General features: G+C 70.7%; 16 protein-coding genes. 13 read left to right on the top strand and 3 right to left on the bottom strand.

Annotated elements, in window-relative coordinates; translation table 11 throughout:
- Positions 1 to 83 precede the first annotated feature (83 nt).
- The 5 genes from AC07TY_RS11625 to AC07TY_RS11645 all read left to right on the top strand — a co-directional run bounded on the left by AC07TY_RS11625 (position 84) and on the right by AC07TY_RS11645 (position 3,007).
- Positions 84 to 1,001, top strand: coding sequence for a helix-turn-helix transcriptional regulator (locus AC07TY_RS11625; RefSeq protein ID WP_494785455.1), 918 nt, complete (start codon positions 84 to 86; stop codon positions 999 to 1,001).
- Entirely contained in the window at positions 1,001 to 1,408 is a 408-nt protein-coding gene (locus AC07TY_RS11630) for a (R)-mandelonitrile lyase (protein ID WP_494785456.1), read from the top strand. The genes AC07TY_RS11625 and AC07TY_RS11630 overlap by 1 nt, the downstream gene beginning before the upstream one ends.
- Entirely contained in the window at positions 1,405 to 2,154 is a 750-nt protein-coding gene (locus tag AC07TY_RS11635; RefSeq protein ID WP_494785457.1) for a carboxymuconolactone decarboxylase family protein, read from the top strand. The genes AC07TY_RS11630 and AC07TY_RS11635 overlap by 4 nt, the downstream gene beginning before the upstream one ends.
- A gap of 57 nt (positions 2,155 to 2,211) precedes the next feature.
- A complete protein-coding gene (locus AC07TY_RS11640; RefSeq protein ID WP_494785458.1) occupies positions 2,212 to 2,538 on the top strand; it encodes a hypothetical protein in 327 nt (108 codons plus the stop codon).
- Between the two features lie 85 nt (positions 2,539 to 2,623).
- A complete protein-coding gene (locus AC07TY_RS11645; RefSeq protein WP_488625138.1) occupies positions 2,624 to 3,007 on the top strand; it encodes a hypothetical protein in 384 nt (127 codons plus the stop codon).
- Positions 3,008 to 3,065: 58 nt separating this feature from the next.
- On the opposite strand, the gene AC07TY_RS11650 is transcribed toward AC07TY_RS11645, so the two are convergent.
- A complete protein-coding gene (locus AC07TY_RS11650) occupies positions 3,066 to 4,724 on the bottom strand; it encodes a RecQ family ATP-dependent DNA helicase (RefSeq protein ID WP_494785459.1) in 1,659 nt (552 codons plus the stop codon).
- 263 nt (positions 4,725 to 4,987) lie between these two features.
- Between AC07TY_RS11650 and AC07TY_RS11655 the strand changes: the two genes are divergently transcribed.
- Complete coding sequence (locus AC07TY_RS11655) at positions 4,988 to 5,197, top strand: CsbD family protein (RefSeq protein ID WP_494785460.1); 210 nt, start codon at positions 4,988 to 4,990, stop codon at positions 5,195 to 5,197.
- A 76-nt stretch (positions 5,198 to 5,273) separates the two neighbouring features.
- The gene (locus AC07TY_RS11660; protein ID WP_123507090.1) at positions 5,274 to 5,630 is read left to right on the top strand and encodes a VOC family protein; all 357 of its coding nucleotides are present in this window, start codon (positions 5,274 to 5,276) and stop codon (positions 5,628 to 5,630) included.
- 21 nt (positions 5,631 to 5,651) lie between these two features.
- Here the strand turns inward: AC07TY_RS11660 and AC07TY_RS11665 are convergent, their stop codons facing one another.
- Both AC07TY_RS11665 and AC07TY_RS11670 read right to left on the bottom strand, forming a co-directional pair.
- Entirely contained in the window at positions 5,652 to 6,290 is a 639-nt protein-coding gene (locus AC07TY_RS11665; RefSeq protein WP_494785461.1) for a hypothetical protein, read from the bottom strand.
- Between the two features lie 75 nt (positions 6,291 to 6,365).
- The gene (locus AC07TY_RS11670; RefSeq protein WP_494785462.1) at positions 6,366 to 8,909 is read right to left on the bottom strand and encodes an excinuclease ABC subunit UvrA; all 2,544 of its coding nucleotides are present in this window, start codon (positions 8,907 to 8,909) and stop codon (positions 6,366 to 6,368) included.
- Between the two features lie 110 nt (positions 8,910 to 9,019).
- Between AC07TY_RS11670 and AC07TY_RS11675 the strand changes: the two genes are divergently transcribed.
- The 6 genes from AC07TY_RS11675 to AC07TY_RS11700 all read left to right on the top strand — a co-directional run bounded on the left by AC07TY_RS11675 (position 9,020) and on the right by AC07TY_RS11700 (position 15,906).
- Positions 9,020 to 9,922: an SDR family oxidoreductase gene (locus AC07TY_RS11675; protein WP_494785463.1), complete on the top strand. Its 903-nt coding sequence runs from the start codon at positions 9,020 to 9,022 to the stop codon at positions 9,920 to 9,922.
- A gap of 55 nt (positions 9,923 to 9,977) precedes the next feature.
- Positions 9,978 to 11,066: an SDR family oxidoreductase gene (locus AC07TY_RS11680; RefSeq protein WP_494785464.1), complete on the top strand. Its 1,089-nt coding sequence runs from the start codon at positions 9,978 to 9,980 to the stop codon at positions 11,064 to 11,066.
- Between the two features lie 86 nt (positions 11,067 to 11,152).
- Positions 11,153 to 11,569 (top strand): arsenate reductase ArsC, encoded by a 417-nt coding sequence (locus tag AC07TY_RS11685; protein ID WP_488625143.1) that lies wholly within the window; start codon positions 11,153 to 11,155, stop codon positions 11,567 to 11,569.
- A gap of 172 nt (positions 11,570 to 11,741) precedes the next feature.
- A complete protein-coding gene (locus AC07TY_RS11690; RefSeq protein ID WP_494785465.1) occupies positions 11,742 to 13,481 on the top strand; it encodes a hypothetical protein in 1,740 nt (579 codons plus the stop codon).
- A 140-nt stretch (positions 13,482 to 13,621) separates the two neighbouring features.
- Positions 13,622 to 14,890, top strand: a complete 1,269-nt coding sequence (locus AC07TY_RS11695) for an ATP-binding protein (protein ID WP_494785466.1) — start codon at positions 13,622 to 13,624, stop codon at positions 14,888 to 14,890.
- On the top strand, positions 14,887 to 15,906 hold the full coding sequence (locus tag AC07TY_RS11700; protein WP_494785467.1) for a hypothetical protein: 1,020 nt from the start codon (positions 14,887 to 14,889) through the stop codon (positions 15,904 to 15,906). Before AC07TY_RS11695 ends, AC07TY_RS11700 begins: the two co-directional genes overlap by 4 nt.
- Positions 15,907 to 15,944 lie beyond the last annotated feature (38 nt).

Here is a 15,944-nt window from a genome sequence, read left to right on the forward strand (position 1 = left end):
CTGGCCCGGGCGCTGGAAGGTACTGGCGAGAGGTGTACCAGCAGGGCATTCCACGGCGGGCCCCGCGGCCGTAGGTTCGCCTCATGAGCAATTCGGACGAGGTGCGCGAGTTCCTGAGCAGCAGGCGGGGCAGGATCAAGCCCGACCAGGTCGACCTGCCCGCCGGCGGCAACCGGCGCGTTCCGGGGCTCCGCCGCGTCGAGGTCGCGCAGCTCGCCGGCGTGAGCGTCGAGTACTACTCGCGCCTCGAGCGCGGGACCCTGGCAGGCGCCTCCGACGGCGTGCTGCACGCCGTCGCTCAGGCGCTGCTGCTGGACGACGCCGAGCGGGAGCACCTGTTCGACCTCGCTCGCGCCGCGAACGCGTCGCCGATCCCGAGTCGGCGGCGAGCCGCGCGCACCGAGTCGGTGCGGCCCGGGCTGCAGCTGATCCTCGACGCCATCACCGGCGGGCCGGCATTCGTGCGCAACGGCCGCCTCGACATCCTCGCCTCGAACGCGCTCGGCAAGGCCGTCTACTCCGACCTCTACGCCAGCCCCGAGGCGACCCTGCCGGGCAAGCCTCTGAACCTCGCGCGGTTCTGCTTCCTCGACCTCGATCGAGCCGAGCGGTTCTACCCCGAATGGGCGAAGGCGGCCGACCAGACGGTCGCGATCCTGCGGACCGAGGCCGGGCGCGACCCCTACGACAGAGACCTGCAGGACCTCATCGGCGAGCTCTCGACCAGGAGCGAGCAGTTCAGGACCCGATGGGGTGCTCACGAGGTGCGCCGGCACGCCACGGGAGCCAAGAACTTCCACCACCCCGAGGTGGGCGCGCTCGACATGATCTTCGAGGGCACCGACCTGATCGCCGACCCCGGCCTGAGTCTGCTCATCTACACCGCCGAGCCCGGAAGCCCGACCGCCGAGCGGCTTGCCCTCCTGGCGTCGTGGGCCGCGACTCCGGCCGGCGCCACGGCCGCCCACTCGGCAGCCGACCTCACGAAGGAGAACGACTGATGCAACGACTTCCCAAGAAGCCCACCGCCAAGAACCCGCCCGCCAACTTCACCGGCGACGTCTGGGTCGACTCGATCCTGACCCCGCAGGCCGACGGGCAGCGGGCCAGCGCGGCCAAGGTCCGCTTCTCTCCGGGCGCGCACACCAACTGGCACTCGCACGCGCTCGGCCAGACCCTCTACGTGACCGAGGGGCTCGGCCTCGTGCAGAACCGCGGCGGCGAGATCCTCGAGATCCGTCCCGGCGACACGATCTACACGCCCCCGGGCGAGGAGCACTGGCACGGCGCGACCCCCGACGACTTCATGGAGCACATCGCGCTCATGGACATCCCCGACGACCCGGCGACGGCCACGACGTGGCTCGAGCCCGTGACCGACGCGGAGTACCCGGGGAGCGCCCAGTGAGCGCGGCCGAGGAGCAGGCCGCGCTCTTCCCCGGCGGCGGCCCGTCGCCGCTCAGCACGACCGATCCGGAGTTCTGGGCGTTCTACGCCGACTTCGCCTTCGACCAGACGCTCGCGCACAGCTCGCTCGACCGTCGCGACCGGCTGGTGTACCAGCTCGCCGCGACCATCGCCGTCGGCGCCGTGTCGGAGTACCGCGTGCTGCTGGGTGCGGCCCTGACCGTCGGCGTGACGCCGGTCCAGGTCAAGGAGCTCACGTACCAGGCCGTCGCCTACGTCGGCATCGCCCGGGTCGTCGACTTCCTGTTCGCGACCAACGACGAGTTCGCCGCACGAGGCATCGCCGTGCCGCTCGAGGGGCAGTCGACCACCACGCCCGAGACGCGGGCCGCCGTCGGCCGCGCGAAGCAGGAGGAGATCGTCGGGGCCGAGCCGGTCGCCGGCATGTACGCGAGCGCTCCGGACGACGCGGTGCACTTCCAGCAGTTCCTGTCGTCCAACTGCTTCGGCGACTACTACACGCGGACCGGCTTCGACGTGAGGCAGCGCGAGCTCATCACCTTCGCCCTGCTCGTCGCCCTCGGCGGCGCCGACAACCAGGTGCGCGGTCACGTCTCCGCGAACCTCCACGTCGGCAACACGCGCGCCGACCTGCTCGACGTGCTGACCGTGCTGGTCGCCTACGTCGGCTACCCGCGGACCCTCAACGGCCTGGCGCAGGTGAACGAGGCGGCGCCTGCGTCCTGACACGGGCCGGGAGGCGTCGCGGAGGATGCTCAGAAGGGCGCGTGTACCGTCACGCGCATGGACGACAGCACTCCAGCCCCCGACAGCGCTGCCTCAGAACTGGGCCTGGCGGTCAACGCCGAGGCATCGGCCGCCCTCTCGCAGGATCCCGCCCTGGTCGACGCCGCCGAAGAGAACCTGCGCGACACGGTCGACAGCCTCGTCGACGAGCCCCTCACCGACAGGCAGCAGGACGTCGTGGAGTCGCTCGCGGCCGCGAGCGGCTCGATCACGGCGGGTCTCTCCGGTGCCCTGGCGGCGCAGCAGGACCGCCCCGTCGAGGAGGTCCTCGGCGCCACGGCCCGCGTCCTCCTCGCGCGGCAGGCGCAGGCCGAAGACGACTGACGCCCACCCGACGTTCCCAGCCGATAAACGCAGAACCTCGGACGCCGATGCCTCGTCGAGGTTGGATCGGAATCTGGAGGTTCCGATGAAGTACATCGTCTACGGCGAGAACAAGATCATGACCGGCGACCGCATCGCGCACGCGGTGCTCGCCTACGCGGCGGCCCTGGGCGAGAACGGGACGACCGACATCGTCGACGTCCCGACGGCCGACGAGTACGGCCAGGCCGTGACCGCCGAGCTGCTGCTCGGGCCGGCCAGCCAGGTGATGGTCGAGGTCGCTCCCGACGACGAGCTCGAGCCCGAAGACGACGGCCTGGTCGCGGAGCTCGTCCGCCGCACGGCCGCGGTCGGGGGAGCCCGGTTCGCGGACGCCGCCTCCGCTCACTCCTCGGAGGTGCCGGCGGCTCCGCCCGAGCCTCGTCCGTCGTCCGGCGAGCCGCGCCGGGCCTTCCCGTTCGGCAGCTAGCGCGGCCCTCCGACGACGAGAGCTCGGCTGACGACCAGCGGACGCGGAGCGCCCGTCGTCAGGCGCTGACCAGCAGCTCGTGGTCGAGGACCTCGTCCGTGGCCAGGACCTTGTAGCCCTCCTCGTCGAAGAAGACGGTCATCCGATCCCCGTCGTGGCTCATGACCGTGCCCGCGCCCCAGGCCTCGTGCCGCACGTGCGAGTCGACGGGAAAGGCGCGTTCGCCGGAACTGGGCGCAGCGTCATCGACCCGGGGTCCGTCGGCCTCGCGCGCGCACCCGTCGCAGTTGCCGCACCGCTCGGGCGAGTCCTCGCCGAAGTACCCGAGCAGGGTGTGGCGACGGCATCCGGGCTGCTCCGCGTAGTTCCGCATCATGTCCTGGCGGGTCTTCTCGACCCGTTCGCGGGTCTTCGCCACATGCCTGGCCGAATCAGCGGCCTCGGCCGCTTCGAGACCCTTGCGAACCACGAACCCGCGCTTCTTCTCGATGATCGTCTCCGCCTCGAGGAGGAGGTCGATGAGGCGCGTCACCGTCTGCCGCGTGTGGCTCAGCTGCTCGGCGACCGCGGTGCGCGTCACCGGCCGGCCTGCCGCCTGAATGGTCGTGAAGACCGCTCGGAGATGCGACCGACGAGGCAGACCGGAGGCGAAGAAGCTTCGCAGGGCGAGGTCTTCCGGGCGGTAGTGCAGGGTGGCCGACGCGGGCTCGCCGTCTCGGCCGGCCCGCCCGATCTCCTGGTAGTAGCTCTCCAGGGAGTCGGGGACGTCCGCGTGGATCACGGCTCGGATATCCGGCTTGTCGATGCCCATCCCGAACGCGCTGGTGGCGACGACGAGGTCGACGTCGCCCGCGTGGAAGCGCTCGTGCACCTGACCGCGTTCCGCCGAGCTCTGACCGCCGTGGTACGCCACGACGGTCAGGTCGGGCCGCCGCTTCGAGAGGGCGTCGGCGTAGTACCCGGTCTCCTTCCGGGTCGCCACGTAGACGATCGCCGGAGTGGCTGCATTCGTCGCATCCTCGACGACGGCGTCGCGCTTCTGCTGATCGTCTTCGTGCCGGGTCACCGCGAGGCTGAGATTGGGGCGATCGAAGCCGTGGCTGAGAACGAGGGGATCCCGAAGTCGAAGCCTCTCGACGATCTCGTCGCGGATCGGGCCGGAGCCGGTCGCCGTCAGCGCCAGGACGGGAGGCCGGCCGAGGTCCGCCACGATCTGCCCCAGGTGGAGGTAGTCGGGCCGGAAGTCGTGGCCCCAGGACGAGACGCAGTGAGCCTCGTCGACGACGAGCAGCCCGACGCCGCTCGCGGCCAGCCTCGCCACCGTCTCCGGGCTCGCGAGCTGCTCGGGCGCAAGGAAGACGTAGGTGATCTCGCCGGCGTCCAGGCGCTCCCAGCCCTCGGCGTTCTCGCTGTCGGTGTGACTGGAGTTGATGGCGATCGCCGCCGGCGCCTCCGGGTGCCCGACGAGCCCCGCGACCTGGTCGGCCTGTAGCGCGATCAGGGGCGAGACGACGACGACCGGCTTCCCGAGGACGGCGCCGGCGACCTGGTAGATGGCCGACTTCCCGAAGCCGGTCGGCATCAGTGCCAGCACGTCGCGTCCGGCCAGGACAGCTTCGATGGCCTCGAGCTGCGCCGGGTGGAGCTCGTCCCAGCCGAAGGCGGATGCGGCTGTCTTCTCGATGGTCGTCCGGTCGGTCGATGTCGTCGTGCTCACTGCGTGTCCTTCGAATGGTGGACTCTCAGTTCACGAGTCCGCCGTGGGACACGCCCGACACTGCCAGTCGATGCGCGGGCGTGTACCCCCGGAATACGACGACGCGCCACTACTCCCCCGGCGCCGTGCCGGTTACCTCCTCGAGCCGCTTCGAGACGTCGATGCTGGAGCCCGAGCGACCTGGATGTACCCCCAGCGAGAACGGCCTAGCGTCAGCCGAAGTCGAGGGATCTCCCTCGACCTAGGTGTCGAGCAGAGGAATCATGATGTCGCTTGGAGACAAGGCAAAGGATCTGACCCAGAAGGCAGCCGGTCACGCCGAGGAGTTCGTCGGCGAGAAGACCGACGACGCCGAGCTGACCGCTCAGGGCAAGAAAGACCAGCAGATGGGCGAGGCCCGCAAGAACGTCGAGGACTCGAAAGACGAAGCCCGCGACACGACAGACGACACGGAGGGTGCGGGCCGGGTCTGACCCCGCCTCACCTCACACCCGGGCGCAGGCCCAGCACATCGCCGAGGTGCTTCTCGGCCACGACAGAGAGATGCAAATGGCACACGGAGTAGCAACAGTCTGGGTTCCGGTCACCGACATGAAGAGGGCGGTCGCCTTCTATCGCGACACTCTCGGACTCGACGTCAAGAGCGAGAGCGACGACTGGTCGGAGCTCGACGCCGGAGGGCTCATGATCGGCCTGAACGGACGCGAGGACGCCAGCGTCTCGTCCTCGGGCGGAGCAGTCATCACCTTCCAGCCCGACGGGACCATCGAAGACGAGCTGGCCGAGATCGCGTCTCGGGGCGCGGACATCCAGGGCGAGATCAGCGACCACGAGTGGGGTCGCATCGTCCCGTTCAAGGACTCCGAGGGCAACGACCTGCAGTTCTACACGCCGCCGCAGGGCTGACGGCCTCGCAGGTGGTCGTCCTCAGCTGAGGACGACCACCCACGCGACCACCGACAGACCCACGACGCGCAACCAGAGGGCGGCCGCGCCGGCTCCGCGCCACACCGCCGCGAACTCCGCGACAGCGACGGCGAGCGCCACGAGCGTGACGAGCACGACGCCGCCTCCGACGGGGCTGCCGACGATCATCGCCCCCACCTGCTGGAACGCGACGATCCCCCACGGAACGATCCCGACGGCTGAGCCGAAGCCGAGGGCGTGGCGCGGGCCTCGACCCTGGACCATCCCGAAGAGCACCCCGCCCGATGCCAGCGCGTAGATGCCGACGAGTGCGCCGACGTCTTCGACGCCGTTGAGCAGTGCGACCACGAAGACGACGATCGGCCACGTCAGAAGAGGATCGATCCGCGGGCCCAGGCGCCGTGGCACGAAGCGCCCGACCGCGAGCAGGGCGACCACGACCCCGAGCGCCACCCCGATATCGACGTGCGCGATCAGGTGCCGGGAGGCTCCCCCGAACGCCGCGGTCACCGGGCGGAGCGCAGGATCCCGGCCCCCCGCCACCACGACCAGCAGGGCGACCGCCTCCACGGCGAGCAGCACGCCCGCCCACCGTCGCCCGCCCACCGGCCCGGCTGCGACTCCACGCCCAGCGCTCATGTGCGTCAGGCTACGCTCCGCGAGCGGTCGAGCGGCCGGGCGCTCCAGCGGTCCAGCAGCCCAGCGGTTCAGCCGTCACAAGCCGAGAGCGGCGCGCAGGAACGGCGCGGTCCGGCTGGACGGGTGGTCGGCCACCTGCTCGGGCGTGCCCTGAGCCATCACCCGGCCGCCCGCGTCACCGGCGTCCGGGCCGAGGTCGATCACCCAGTCGGCCTGGGCGACGATTCGCATGTCGTGCTCGACGATGATGACCGTGTTGCCGCCGTCGACGAGGTCGTGCAGATGCCCGATCAGCCGGTCGGAGTCGGCGGGGTGCAGGCCCGACGTGGGCTCGTCGAGAAGGTAGAGGGTGTCGCCGCGCTGTCCTCGGCGCAGCTCGGTCGCGAGCTTGACCCGCTGGGCCTCCCCGCCCGAGAGCTCGGTCGCCGACTGCCCCAGCGACACGTAGCCGAGGCCGACGTCGAGGAGGGCGTCGACGTGGCGTGCCACCTCGGCGTCGGCGCCGAAGAACTCCTTGGCGCGGCTGACGCTCATGGCGAGCACGTCGGCGATGGTGCTGCCGTCGAGCTCGATCTCGAGCGTCTCCGGGTTGTAGCGCGTGCCGCCGCAGGCGCTGCACAGCGCGTGGACGGTCGGCAGGAAGAGCAGCTCGACCTCCATCGTGCCTTCGCCCTTGCAGACGGGGCATCGCCCGGCCGGCAGGTTGAACGAGAAGCGGCTGGCGGCGTACCGGCGGCGACGGGCCTCGGGCGTGGCCGCGAAGCGGGCCCGGATGCGGTCGAAGAGCCCCGTGTACGTCGCGACGTTCGACCGCGGCGTCCGGCCGATGGGCTTCTGGCTCACCTGGACGACGCGTCGCAGGCGTCCCTCGGGGCCGACCGCGCGCCCTGAGGTGATGTCCGGGACCGAGGCGAGGAGGGGATCCTGCGCGGCCCCTGCCGGCTCGTCGGCGTCGAGGGACTCCTCGTCGACGTCGGCGCCCAGGCTGCCTTTCAGCAGGTCGGGGACGGCATGGGTCACCAGCGTCGACTTGCCCGAGCCCGACACCCCGGTGACGGCGGTGAGGGCACCCAGCGGGAAGCTCACCGACACGTCTCGCAGGTTGTTCCGGGTCACGTCGAAGAGCTCGAGCCGGTCGTCGCCCGATCGGCGCTCACGGACGGAGGCCGACCCCGGCTCGCCGAAGAGGTACGCGCGGGTGACGGACTCCTCCACCTCGCGCAGCCCCTCCAGCGGGCCGGAGTAGAGCACCTCTCCGCCCGCGGTCCCGGCACCGGGGCCGATGTCGACGATCCAGTCCGCCTGGCGGATCACGTCGAGGGAGTGCTCGACGAAGAACACGGTGTTGCCGGAGTCCTTCAGGGCATGCAGGATCCGGGAGAGCGACTCGGTGTCAGCCGGATGCAGCCCGGCTGACGGCTCGTCGAGCACGAACACGACTCCGAACAGACGCGACAGCACCTGGGTCGCCAGCCGCATCCGCTGCAGCTCGCCCGACGACAGCGTCGGCGTCGTGCGGTCGAGCGAGAGGTAGCCGAGACCGAGGTCGATGATCGGCGAGAGCCGGGCGAGCAGGTCGCCGGCCAGCCGCTGGGCCGCTAGCCGCTTCTCGGGAGCGATCGGAGGCGCGGACGACCAGTCGGGAAGCAGAACCTGCCTCATCAGCTCGGCGATGGCGTTCAGCGGCATCGCCGCCACCTGGGTGATGTCGTGACCCTCGACCGTGACGGCCAGGGCGTCGGGCTTCAGCCGCCTGCCGTGGCAGGTCGGGCAGACGACGCTCACCATGAACTCGGCGGCCCGCTCCCGCATGCGCGCGCTCTTCGAGTTCGCGAACGTGTCGAGGACGTACTTCCTCACACCCAGGAACGTGCCGTAATAGGAGTGCGGGGCCTTCGCCGCGACCGCCTTGCGCACCTGCGCGGGCGAGAGGTCGCGGTAGATCGGCACCTGCGGGGAGTCCTCCGTGTACAGAGCCCAGTCCCGCTGCTCGCGTGGCAGGTCTCGCCACGGCACGTCGATGTCGTAGCCGAGAGAGACGAGGCTGTCGCGCAGCTGCTTGCCGTGCCACGCCGAGGGCCACGCGGCGAGCGCGCGATCGCGGATCGTCAGCGTGTCGTCGGGAACCATGAGCTCCTCGGGCACGTCGTAGACGCGGCCCAGACCGTGGCAGGTCGGGCAGGCGCCCTGCACGGTGTTCATCGAGAAGTCCTCGGCCAGCAGCAGCGGGGCACCGGGCGGGTAGGTTCCGACCCGCGAGAAGAACATGCGAAGCACATTCGCCAGGGTCGTTGCGCTCCCGACCGTCGACCGAGCCGTGCCGCCGGTCCGCTGCTGCGGGAGGGCGACCGCAGGCGGCAACCCGTCGATGCGGTCGACATCGGGGGCGCCGACCTGGTCGATCAGACGGCGCGCGTACGGGGCGACGGACTCGAAGAAGCGCCGCTGCGCCTCGGCGTACAGGGTGCCGAAGGCCAGGGAGCTCTTTCCCGATCCCGAGACGCCGGTGAAGGCCACCAGCGCATCGCGGGGGATGTCGACGTCGACGTCGCGGAGGTTGTGCTCGCGTGCGCCGCGCACTGCGACCACGTCGAGTCGATTGCGGTCATCAGTCGTCACAGACCCACCCTAGGGTCGCGCACCCGTCGGCGCCCGTGTGCCGACCGGGTGACAAACCTGCTCCTCGCCCGGAGCCGCGGCGCGTAGCGTCCGAGACAAATCGAGAGGGAATGATGACTGACCAATACACGATGCAGGACCCGACGAAGATGTACGCCGACCGGACCCCCGACGAGCAGTACCTCACGGGCGCCGGCACCGACGAAGAGCTCGCCCAGAACGTCCCGGCCGACCACGGCGAGGACTCCTACCGCGGCTCGGGTCGCCTGCAGGGCCGGAAGGCTCTGATCACCGGAGGCGACTCCGGCATCGGCGCCGCCGTGGCCATCGCCTACGCACGCGAGGGCGCCGATGTCGCGATCGTGTACCTGCCCGAAGAGCAGGAGGACGCCGACCGGATCCTGCAGCTGATCCGCGACGCCGGGCAGAAGGGCGTCGGCATCGCCGGCGACCTCAAGGACGCCGAGTTCGCCCGCGAGACGGTGGCGACCACGGTGCGCGAGCTCGGCGGCCTCGACATCGTCGTCAACAACGCCGGCAAGCAGCAGCACGTCGAGGACATCGTCGACCTCACCGACGAGGAGTTCGACGAGACCTTCAAGACCAACGCCTACGCGACGTTCTGGATCACCAAGGCGGCGGTCCCGCACCTCGCCCCGGGGTCCGCGATCATCAACACGACGTCGATCCAGGCCTACGCCCCGTCGCCCCACCTGGTGCACTACGCGGCCACCAAGGCGACCGTCAACAACCTCGCCAAGGGCCTCGCGGCGCAGCTCGCACCCAAGGGCATCCGAGTGAACGCGGTCGCACCGGGCCCGATCTGGACCCCGCTGCAGCCCGCCGGCGGCCAGCCCTCCGACGCCCTGCCCGAGGCCGGTGAGCAGACCTACCTCGGCCGCTGGGGTCAGCCCGCCGAGCTCGCGCCCGCGTACGTCTTCCTCGCCAGCGGCGAGTCGTCGTACGTGGTCGGCGAGACGCTCCACGTCGACGGGGGCATGCCCACCCCGTAGCGGGTGCGCGAGCGGCACGTCGGAATACCTCCGCGTGCCGCTCGTTGGGCTTCACATGTCGGAAATCACCACACGAACCGCCCTCGTCGTCGGCGCCTCGGGGATCACGGGCTCCGCGCTCGTCTCCCAGCTCGTCGCTGACGGCTGGCAGGTCCTCTCCCTCTCGCGCAGCGCGAAGTCGGCGCCGGGTATCCGGGGCATAGCCGCCGACCTCCTCGACCCGGTGAGCCTCGCGGCCGCCCTCGCCGACGAGATGCCGACCCACGTCTTCTTCACCGCGTGGCAGCGGCGCGAGACCGAGGCCGAGAACATCGCCGTCAACAGCGCGATGGTCCGCGACCTCCTCGCCGCGCTGGACCACGCGCCGCTCGAGCACGTCGCCCTCGTGACCGGCCTCAAGCACTACCTCGGGCCGTTCGAGGCGTACGCCGCGGGCGAGATGCCCGACACCCCCTTCCACGAGGACGAACCCCGTCTCGACACTCCGAACTTCTACTACGCGCAAGAAGACGAGCTGTTCGCCGCCGCCGAGAAGCAGGGCTTCACCTGGTCTGTGCACCGCTCCCACACGGTCATCGGCCACGCCGTCGGCAACGCCATGAACATGGGCCTCACCATCGCCGTCCAGGCCGCGATCGTCAACGAGCTCGGTCTCGACTTCGTCTTCCCCGGCAGCGAGGCGCAGTGGAACAGCCTCACCGACATGACCGACGCGGGTGTCCTCGCCGACCAGATGGTGTGGGCCGCCACCGATCCCGCCGGCGCCGACGAGGCGTTCAACATCGTCAACGGCGACGTCTTCCGGTGGCGCTGGATGTGGCCGCGCCTCGCCGCCCACCTCGGCGTGCCGGCCGAGCGCATCGTCGGTTTCGCCGACGCGCCTCGTCCCCTGGAGCAGCAGATGCAGGATCACGAGTCCGTCTGGCCGCGCATCGCCCAGAAGCACGGCCTCGTGGAGCCCGACGTCAGCCGACTCGCCTCCTGGTGGCACACCGACGCCGACCTCGGCCGCGAGATGGAGGTCGTCACCGACATGGGCAAGAGCCGCGAGGCGGGGTTCCTCGTCTTCACGAGGACCGAGCGGTCGTTCGCCGAGCTGTTCGACCGCTATCGAGCCGACCGGATCATCCCGCCGGTTCTGTAGCGATCGCGCCGACGGGCTCGCATTGCCTCGAGGGCGGCGGCCCGTCAGACTCGGTGCATCGACGTCCGTCCCCGTCTGGAGTGCTCATGGCTGACAAGCCGACTGTCCTGTTCGTCTGCGTGCACAACGCCGGCCGGTCGCAGATGGCCGCCGGGTTCATGACGAGCCTCTCCGGCGGACGGGTCGCAGTCCTGTCGGGCGGCTCGGAGCCGGGCGACCGGATCAATCCGGTGGCGGTGGCGGCCATGGCCGAGGAGGGCATCGACATCACGGGCACCGTGCCCCGGCTGCTGACGACGGATCAGGTCCGGGAGTCCGACGTCGTCATCACCATGGGCTGCGGCGACGCATGCCCGATCTTCCCCGGCAAGCGCTACGACGACTGGGAGCTCGTCGACCCCGCCGGAAAGGGCATCGACGACGTCCGGCCCATCCGCGACGACATCAAGGGCCGCGTCGAGGCTCTGCTGGCGGAGCTGCTGCCGGCGGCCGCGGGGGCGTAGAGACGGAGTGCTCGGATCGGGGGGCCAGTTCCTGCGCCCGGTATCGCAGGCCCCGGAGCAGAGAGAACCGCACCTGAACTGGGGCTGACCGTGGCCTGGCGCGGCCCTAGGATGAGCACACGCCGGCCCGATTGCGGGGTCTGCACTCTTTTCGCTCCCGGGGGAACACCGTATGTCCGCACCACGCCCGCGCCGTCGCGCGCTCACTCTCACTCTCGTCGCGGCGACCGCCACCGGCCTCGTGCTGGCCGGCGTCGTTCCCGCGATGGCAGTCACGGCGGCACCTGCCGCGCCCGTCACGTCGACCGCGGCGATGCCCAGCCCGCTCGGCACCGTCGGCCAGGCGGCACCGCACTCTCGCTCGGCCCGATCGGCAGCACCCGGAGCGAGCTCGCGCCTGCTCACCCCGTCGACAGTGGTCGGCACGCACCCGGGCGACCAGGTCGACCCCGTCACGATCAACACCCCGAGCAATCGCGACCAGGCTGTCGCGGGCGACGGGTCGGTCGCGGGAGACACCCTCTACGGCTACGGGTACATCGCCTCGCAAGACAGGAACGTGCTCGAGCAGTGGACCGATCAGGGCTGGGAGCGCCTCCCGGTCACCCTGACCGGCTCGGTCTATCAGCCCGTCGGGTTCGGCGGCGACCTCTACTTCATGACGTGGAAGGCCGCATCCTCCGGCCTCGGCACGTCGACGCTGTGGCACAAGAGCGGCGACGACTACATCGCGGTGAAGTCGTTCAAGGGCTTCACGAACCTGTCGGTCGCGGGCACGCGCCTGTCGCTGCTCGTCGACACCAAGGCGAAGACGACTGCTTACACCTACGACGGCTCGAAGCTGGCGGGCGGGACCGCGTCGACGACGAAGCACATCCTCGGCTTCATCGCGCTCGGCAGCACGCGCTACCTCTGGATCGGCGGCAGCGGCTGGAACGCGGCCATCTACCGGGTCGACGCGAAGGCGATCACCCGCGTCGTGTCGTCGCCGTGGGCCATCGCCGGCACCGTCTGGAAGGGCGCCGTGTACTTCGGCGGCGCCACCAGCACCAGCACCGGCATCTACAAGTTCACCGGCACGAGCATCGTCAAGGCGACCTCGGTCGAGCTGGCCGCGAACTTCGACTACACGTACTGGATCCCGACGGTGGGCGTCTACGACGGAGACCTCTACTTCACGGCCGACTACCTCGACGAAGAGACCTACCTCTACCAGTACGACGGATCGACGGTCACCCAGATCACCACGATGTCTCACCCGGGCATGTGGTTCTACGACTTCACCGAGTTCGACGGCAAGCTGTTCTACGGCGGGGGCGACGGCAAGCACCGGTACACCTGGTACTTCGACCGCGACGCGGCCCCGACGGGAGCGGTCGCAGGAACGACCCCGACCCTGTCCGGCACGGCCACCGTGGGGCACCGCCTCACCTCCGAGGCCGGCGCCTGGACTCCGACCGCGACGCTCGTCTACCGCTGGTTCCGCCACGGAGCGACGGGCACCTCCCCGATCGACGGCGCGACCGGCAGCTCGTACGTGCTGACCGGGGCCGACCGCGGCGCGACCGTCACGGTCTCGATCGAGGGCTCGGGGCAGGGGTATGAGACGACGACCCTGGAGAGCGCGGCGTCCGACACCGTCGCGACCGGGACCATCACCCTGGCTCCGGTCATCTCCGGGACGATGAAGGCGGGGACCACCCTGACGGCGCTGCCGCACCTCACCCCGACGACCGCCACGACGGCGTACCGCTGGTACCGCGACGGCAAGCCGCTCGCGGGCGCGACCACGAAGACGTACAAGGTCACGTCAGGCGACGTCGGGCACAAGCTCCAGGTCGCCGTTCACGCGACCGCGACCGGCTACACGGACGCCTCGGCCACGTCGGCGGCGCGCACGGCGAAGCGCTAGCGCCCGCGCGCCGCGAACTGGGGGCACGACGCCCCAAAAGGGGTTCGTGCGGCGACGAGACGCGACCTTTACGGTTAACCAACTTGACCGGGAGGCTCGCCTTGAACGTGACGGGCCCTGAGCTCCGCAGACGAATCGGCGTGCTCTCCACCTCCGTCATCTCGCGATGGCCGCGGGCCGGCGTCGCGGATTCGGGCCGGATCGTCAGCGCCGGAATGCGTCGCTTCGACCGGCTCTTCGACCTCATCGTCGGCGGCTTCGGGATCCTCTACGCGCTGCAGACCGCCGACTCGCTGGTCGCCGGACTCCCCTCCCTGTCGAACCCGCTCGGAGTCGCCATCATCGTGATGGTGTGCATCGGCGTCGCCGCCGGTGTCGGTCCTCTCGTCGCTCCCGCGCACGCCGCGCGCGTCTTCCTCGTCGGGGCGGCGGTCTACGGAGTCGCCCTCCTGCTGTGGGCGCACACGGTGACGCCGCCGGTCCCGGTGAATCCGATGCCCTGGCTGATCGCCGTGTGGCCGGTCGGCGCCGCCTATCTCGCGCGGGGATCGCGGACCCTCTTCGTGCCGATCGTGATCGCGACCGCCGTCAGCGCCGTGGCCAGCGTCGCCCTGCGGCTCCGCGGCGACGTGGCTGCGCCCGACGTCGCCGTCGACAGCCTCTTCATGACGGGGCTCGCGCTCGTGCTGGTCCTCCTCCTCGGAACCGTCCGGCACCGCGTCGTGGCCGCCGCGCTGGCGCAGCAGTGCTCGGTCGACAGCTTCGCCGCCGCGCAGCTCGAGGAAGCGACCGAGCAGGAGCGCAAGCGGACGGACGCGCTGCTGCACGACGCCGTGCTGACGACGTTCCTCTCGGCTGCCTCGGCCGACGACGACGACGCAGAAGAACTCGCCTCGCGGATGGCGGCGAACTCCCTGCGCGTGCTCCTGCATGTCAATGCCGTCGGCCGCAGCGAAGACGCCGTGCCCTTCGGACAGATCGTCGCCGACCACCGCGACCAGCTCGGCGCCTGGCTGAGCCGCTTCGACCACGACCTCGCCGCGGTGGAGGTCGTGATGCTCCCCGAGAACGTCGCCCGGGCCCTCGTCGACATGCTCGCGCAGTCGCTGGCGAACAGCGTCCAGCACGCCGAGGGAGCCACCCGTCGAACCGTTCGAGCCCACCAGCTCGGGTCGGACGGCATCCGCATCGTGATCGAGGACGACGGGTGCGGCTTCGACCCCGAGGTACTCGGACAGCGGGGCAGCGGGGGTGGCAGCGAGTCGTCCCGCGCGCTCCGCGCGCTGGAGGGACGGGTCGATATCGATACCGCTGCAGAGACCGGTACCCGCATCGTCCTCAGCTGGGGGTCCGTCGCCATCGTCGGCACGGAGCTCCTCGTCGAACAGGAAGACCGGGCACGGCCGTGATCAATGTCCCCCGCTGGCTGACGCTCGGCCTGACGCTGAGCTTCGCGCTCTTCGCGGTCGTCTTCGCCCTCGTCGTCCTCGTCTCGAGGCCGGAGACGACCTCGACGGCGGCGGGGCTGGCGCTCTTCACGGCCGCTGTCGTGGCCTGCCTCGGCGTACCTCCGGCCGCCGTTCCGTCCCTCCGCCGGGCGGGCTTCATCGCGATCGTCGGGCTGGCGCTTCCCGTTCTCGGCAGTGCCGCCCTCGACCCCGACACGGACTCGTTCTCGAATGGCGCCTGGTACGTCAGCGCCGTGGTCTGCCTGGTGGTGCAGCTGCTGCTGCATCGCCGGCAGCGACTCGCCTGGCTGGTCCTCGCCGGTCTCGTCGTGGAGACGATCATCTGGGCCGGACCCTGGGGCCTCCTGCGCTTCGGCATCCTCGCCACGATTCTGATGATCGCCGTCGTCACCGCCTCGGCCTGGGCGATCGGCGTGACCGGCACCGAGATCTCCCGGCACGCCGAATCCGAGCGTCAGGCAGCGACCTGGCGTGCCGCCCAGGATGCCTTCCACTCCGAGCACCGGGTCCGCCTCGGCAACACCGCGCTGGTCGCCGCGCCCATGCTCCGGACCATCACCGAGCAGCGAGGCCGGCTGACCGCGGCAGACCGTGCGGAATGCCGGCTGCTCGAGCAGACCATCCGCGACGAGATCCGCGGGCGGCAGCTCCTCACTCGCACGATCCGGGAGCAGGTCATGCTCCACCGACGACGCGGTGCGGTCGTCCAGGTCAACGACGACGGCGGCCTCGACGGAGTCGACCCCGGCGATCTCGATCGCCTGCTCGCCCAGCTGGCCGGCGCGATCACCGGCTTGACCTCCGACCGCATCATCATCCGCACGGCGCCGATCGACTCCCCCACCGCCATCACCGTCGCTGCCATGTCGGTCGACCCGGTGGCCGCGGCGCTCGGTCTCGACGACGACGACGACCAGATCGACCTGTGGCTCGAGCTGCCGCGGGTCGCGCGCTGACCGACCAGGGCGACGACAGGCCGGTCACGACGGCCGGC

It is taken from the genome of Frondihabitans sp. GW821-FHT04F02 (genome assembly GCF_059420045.1).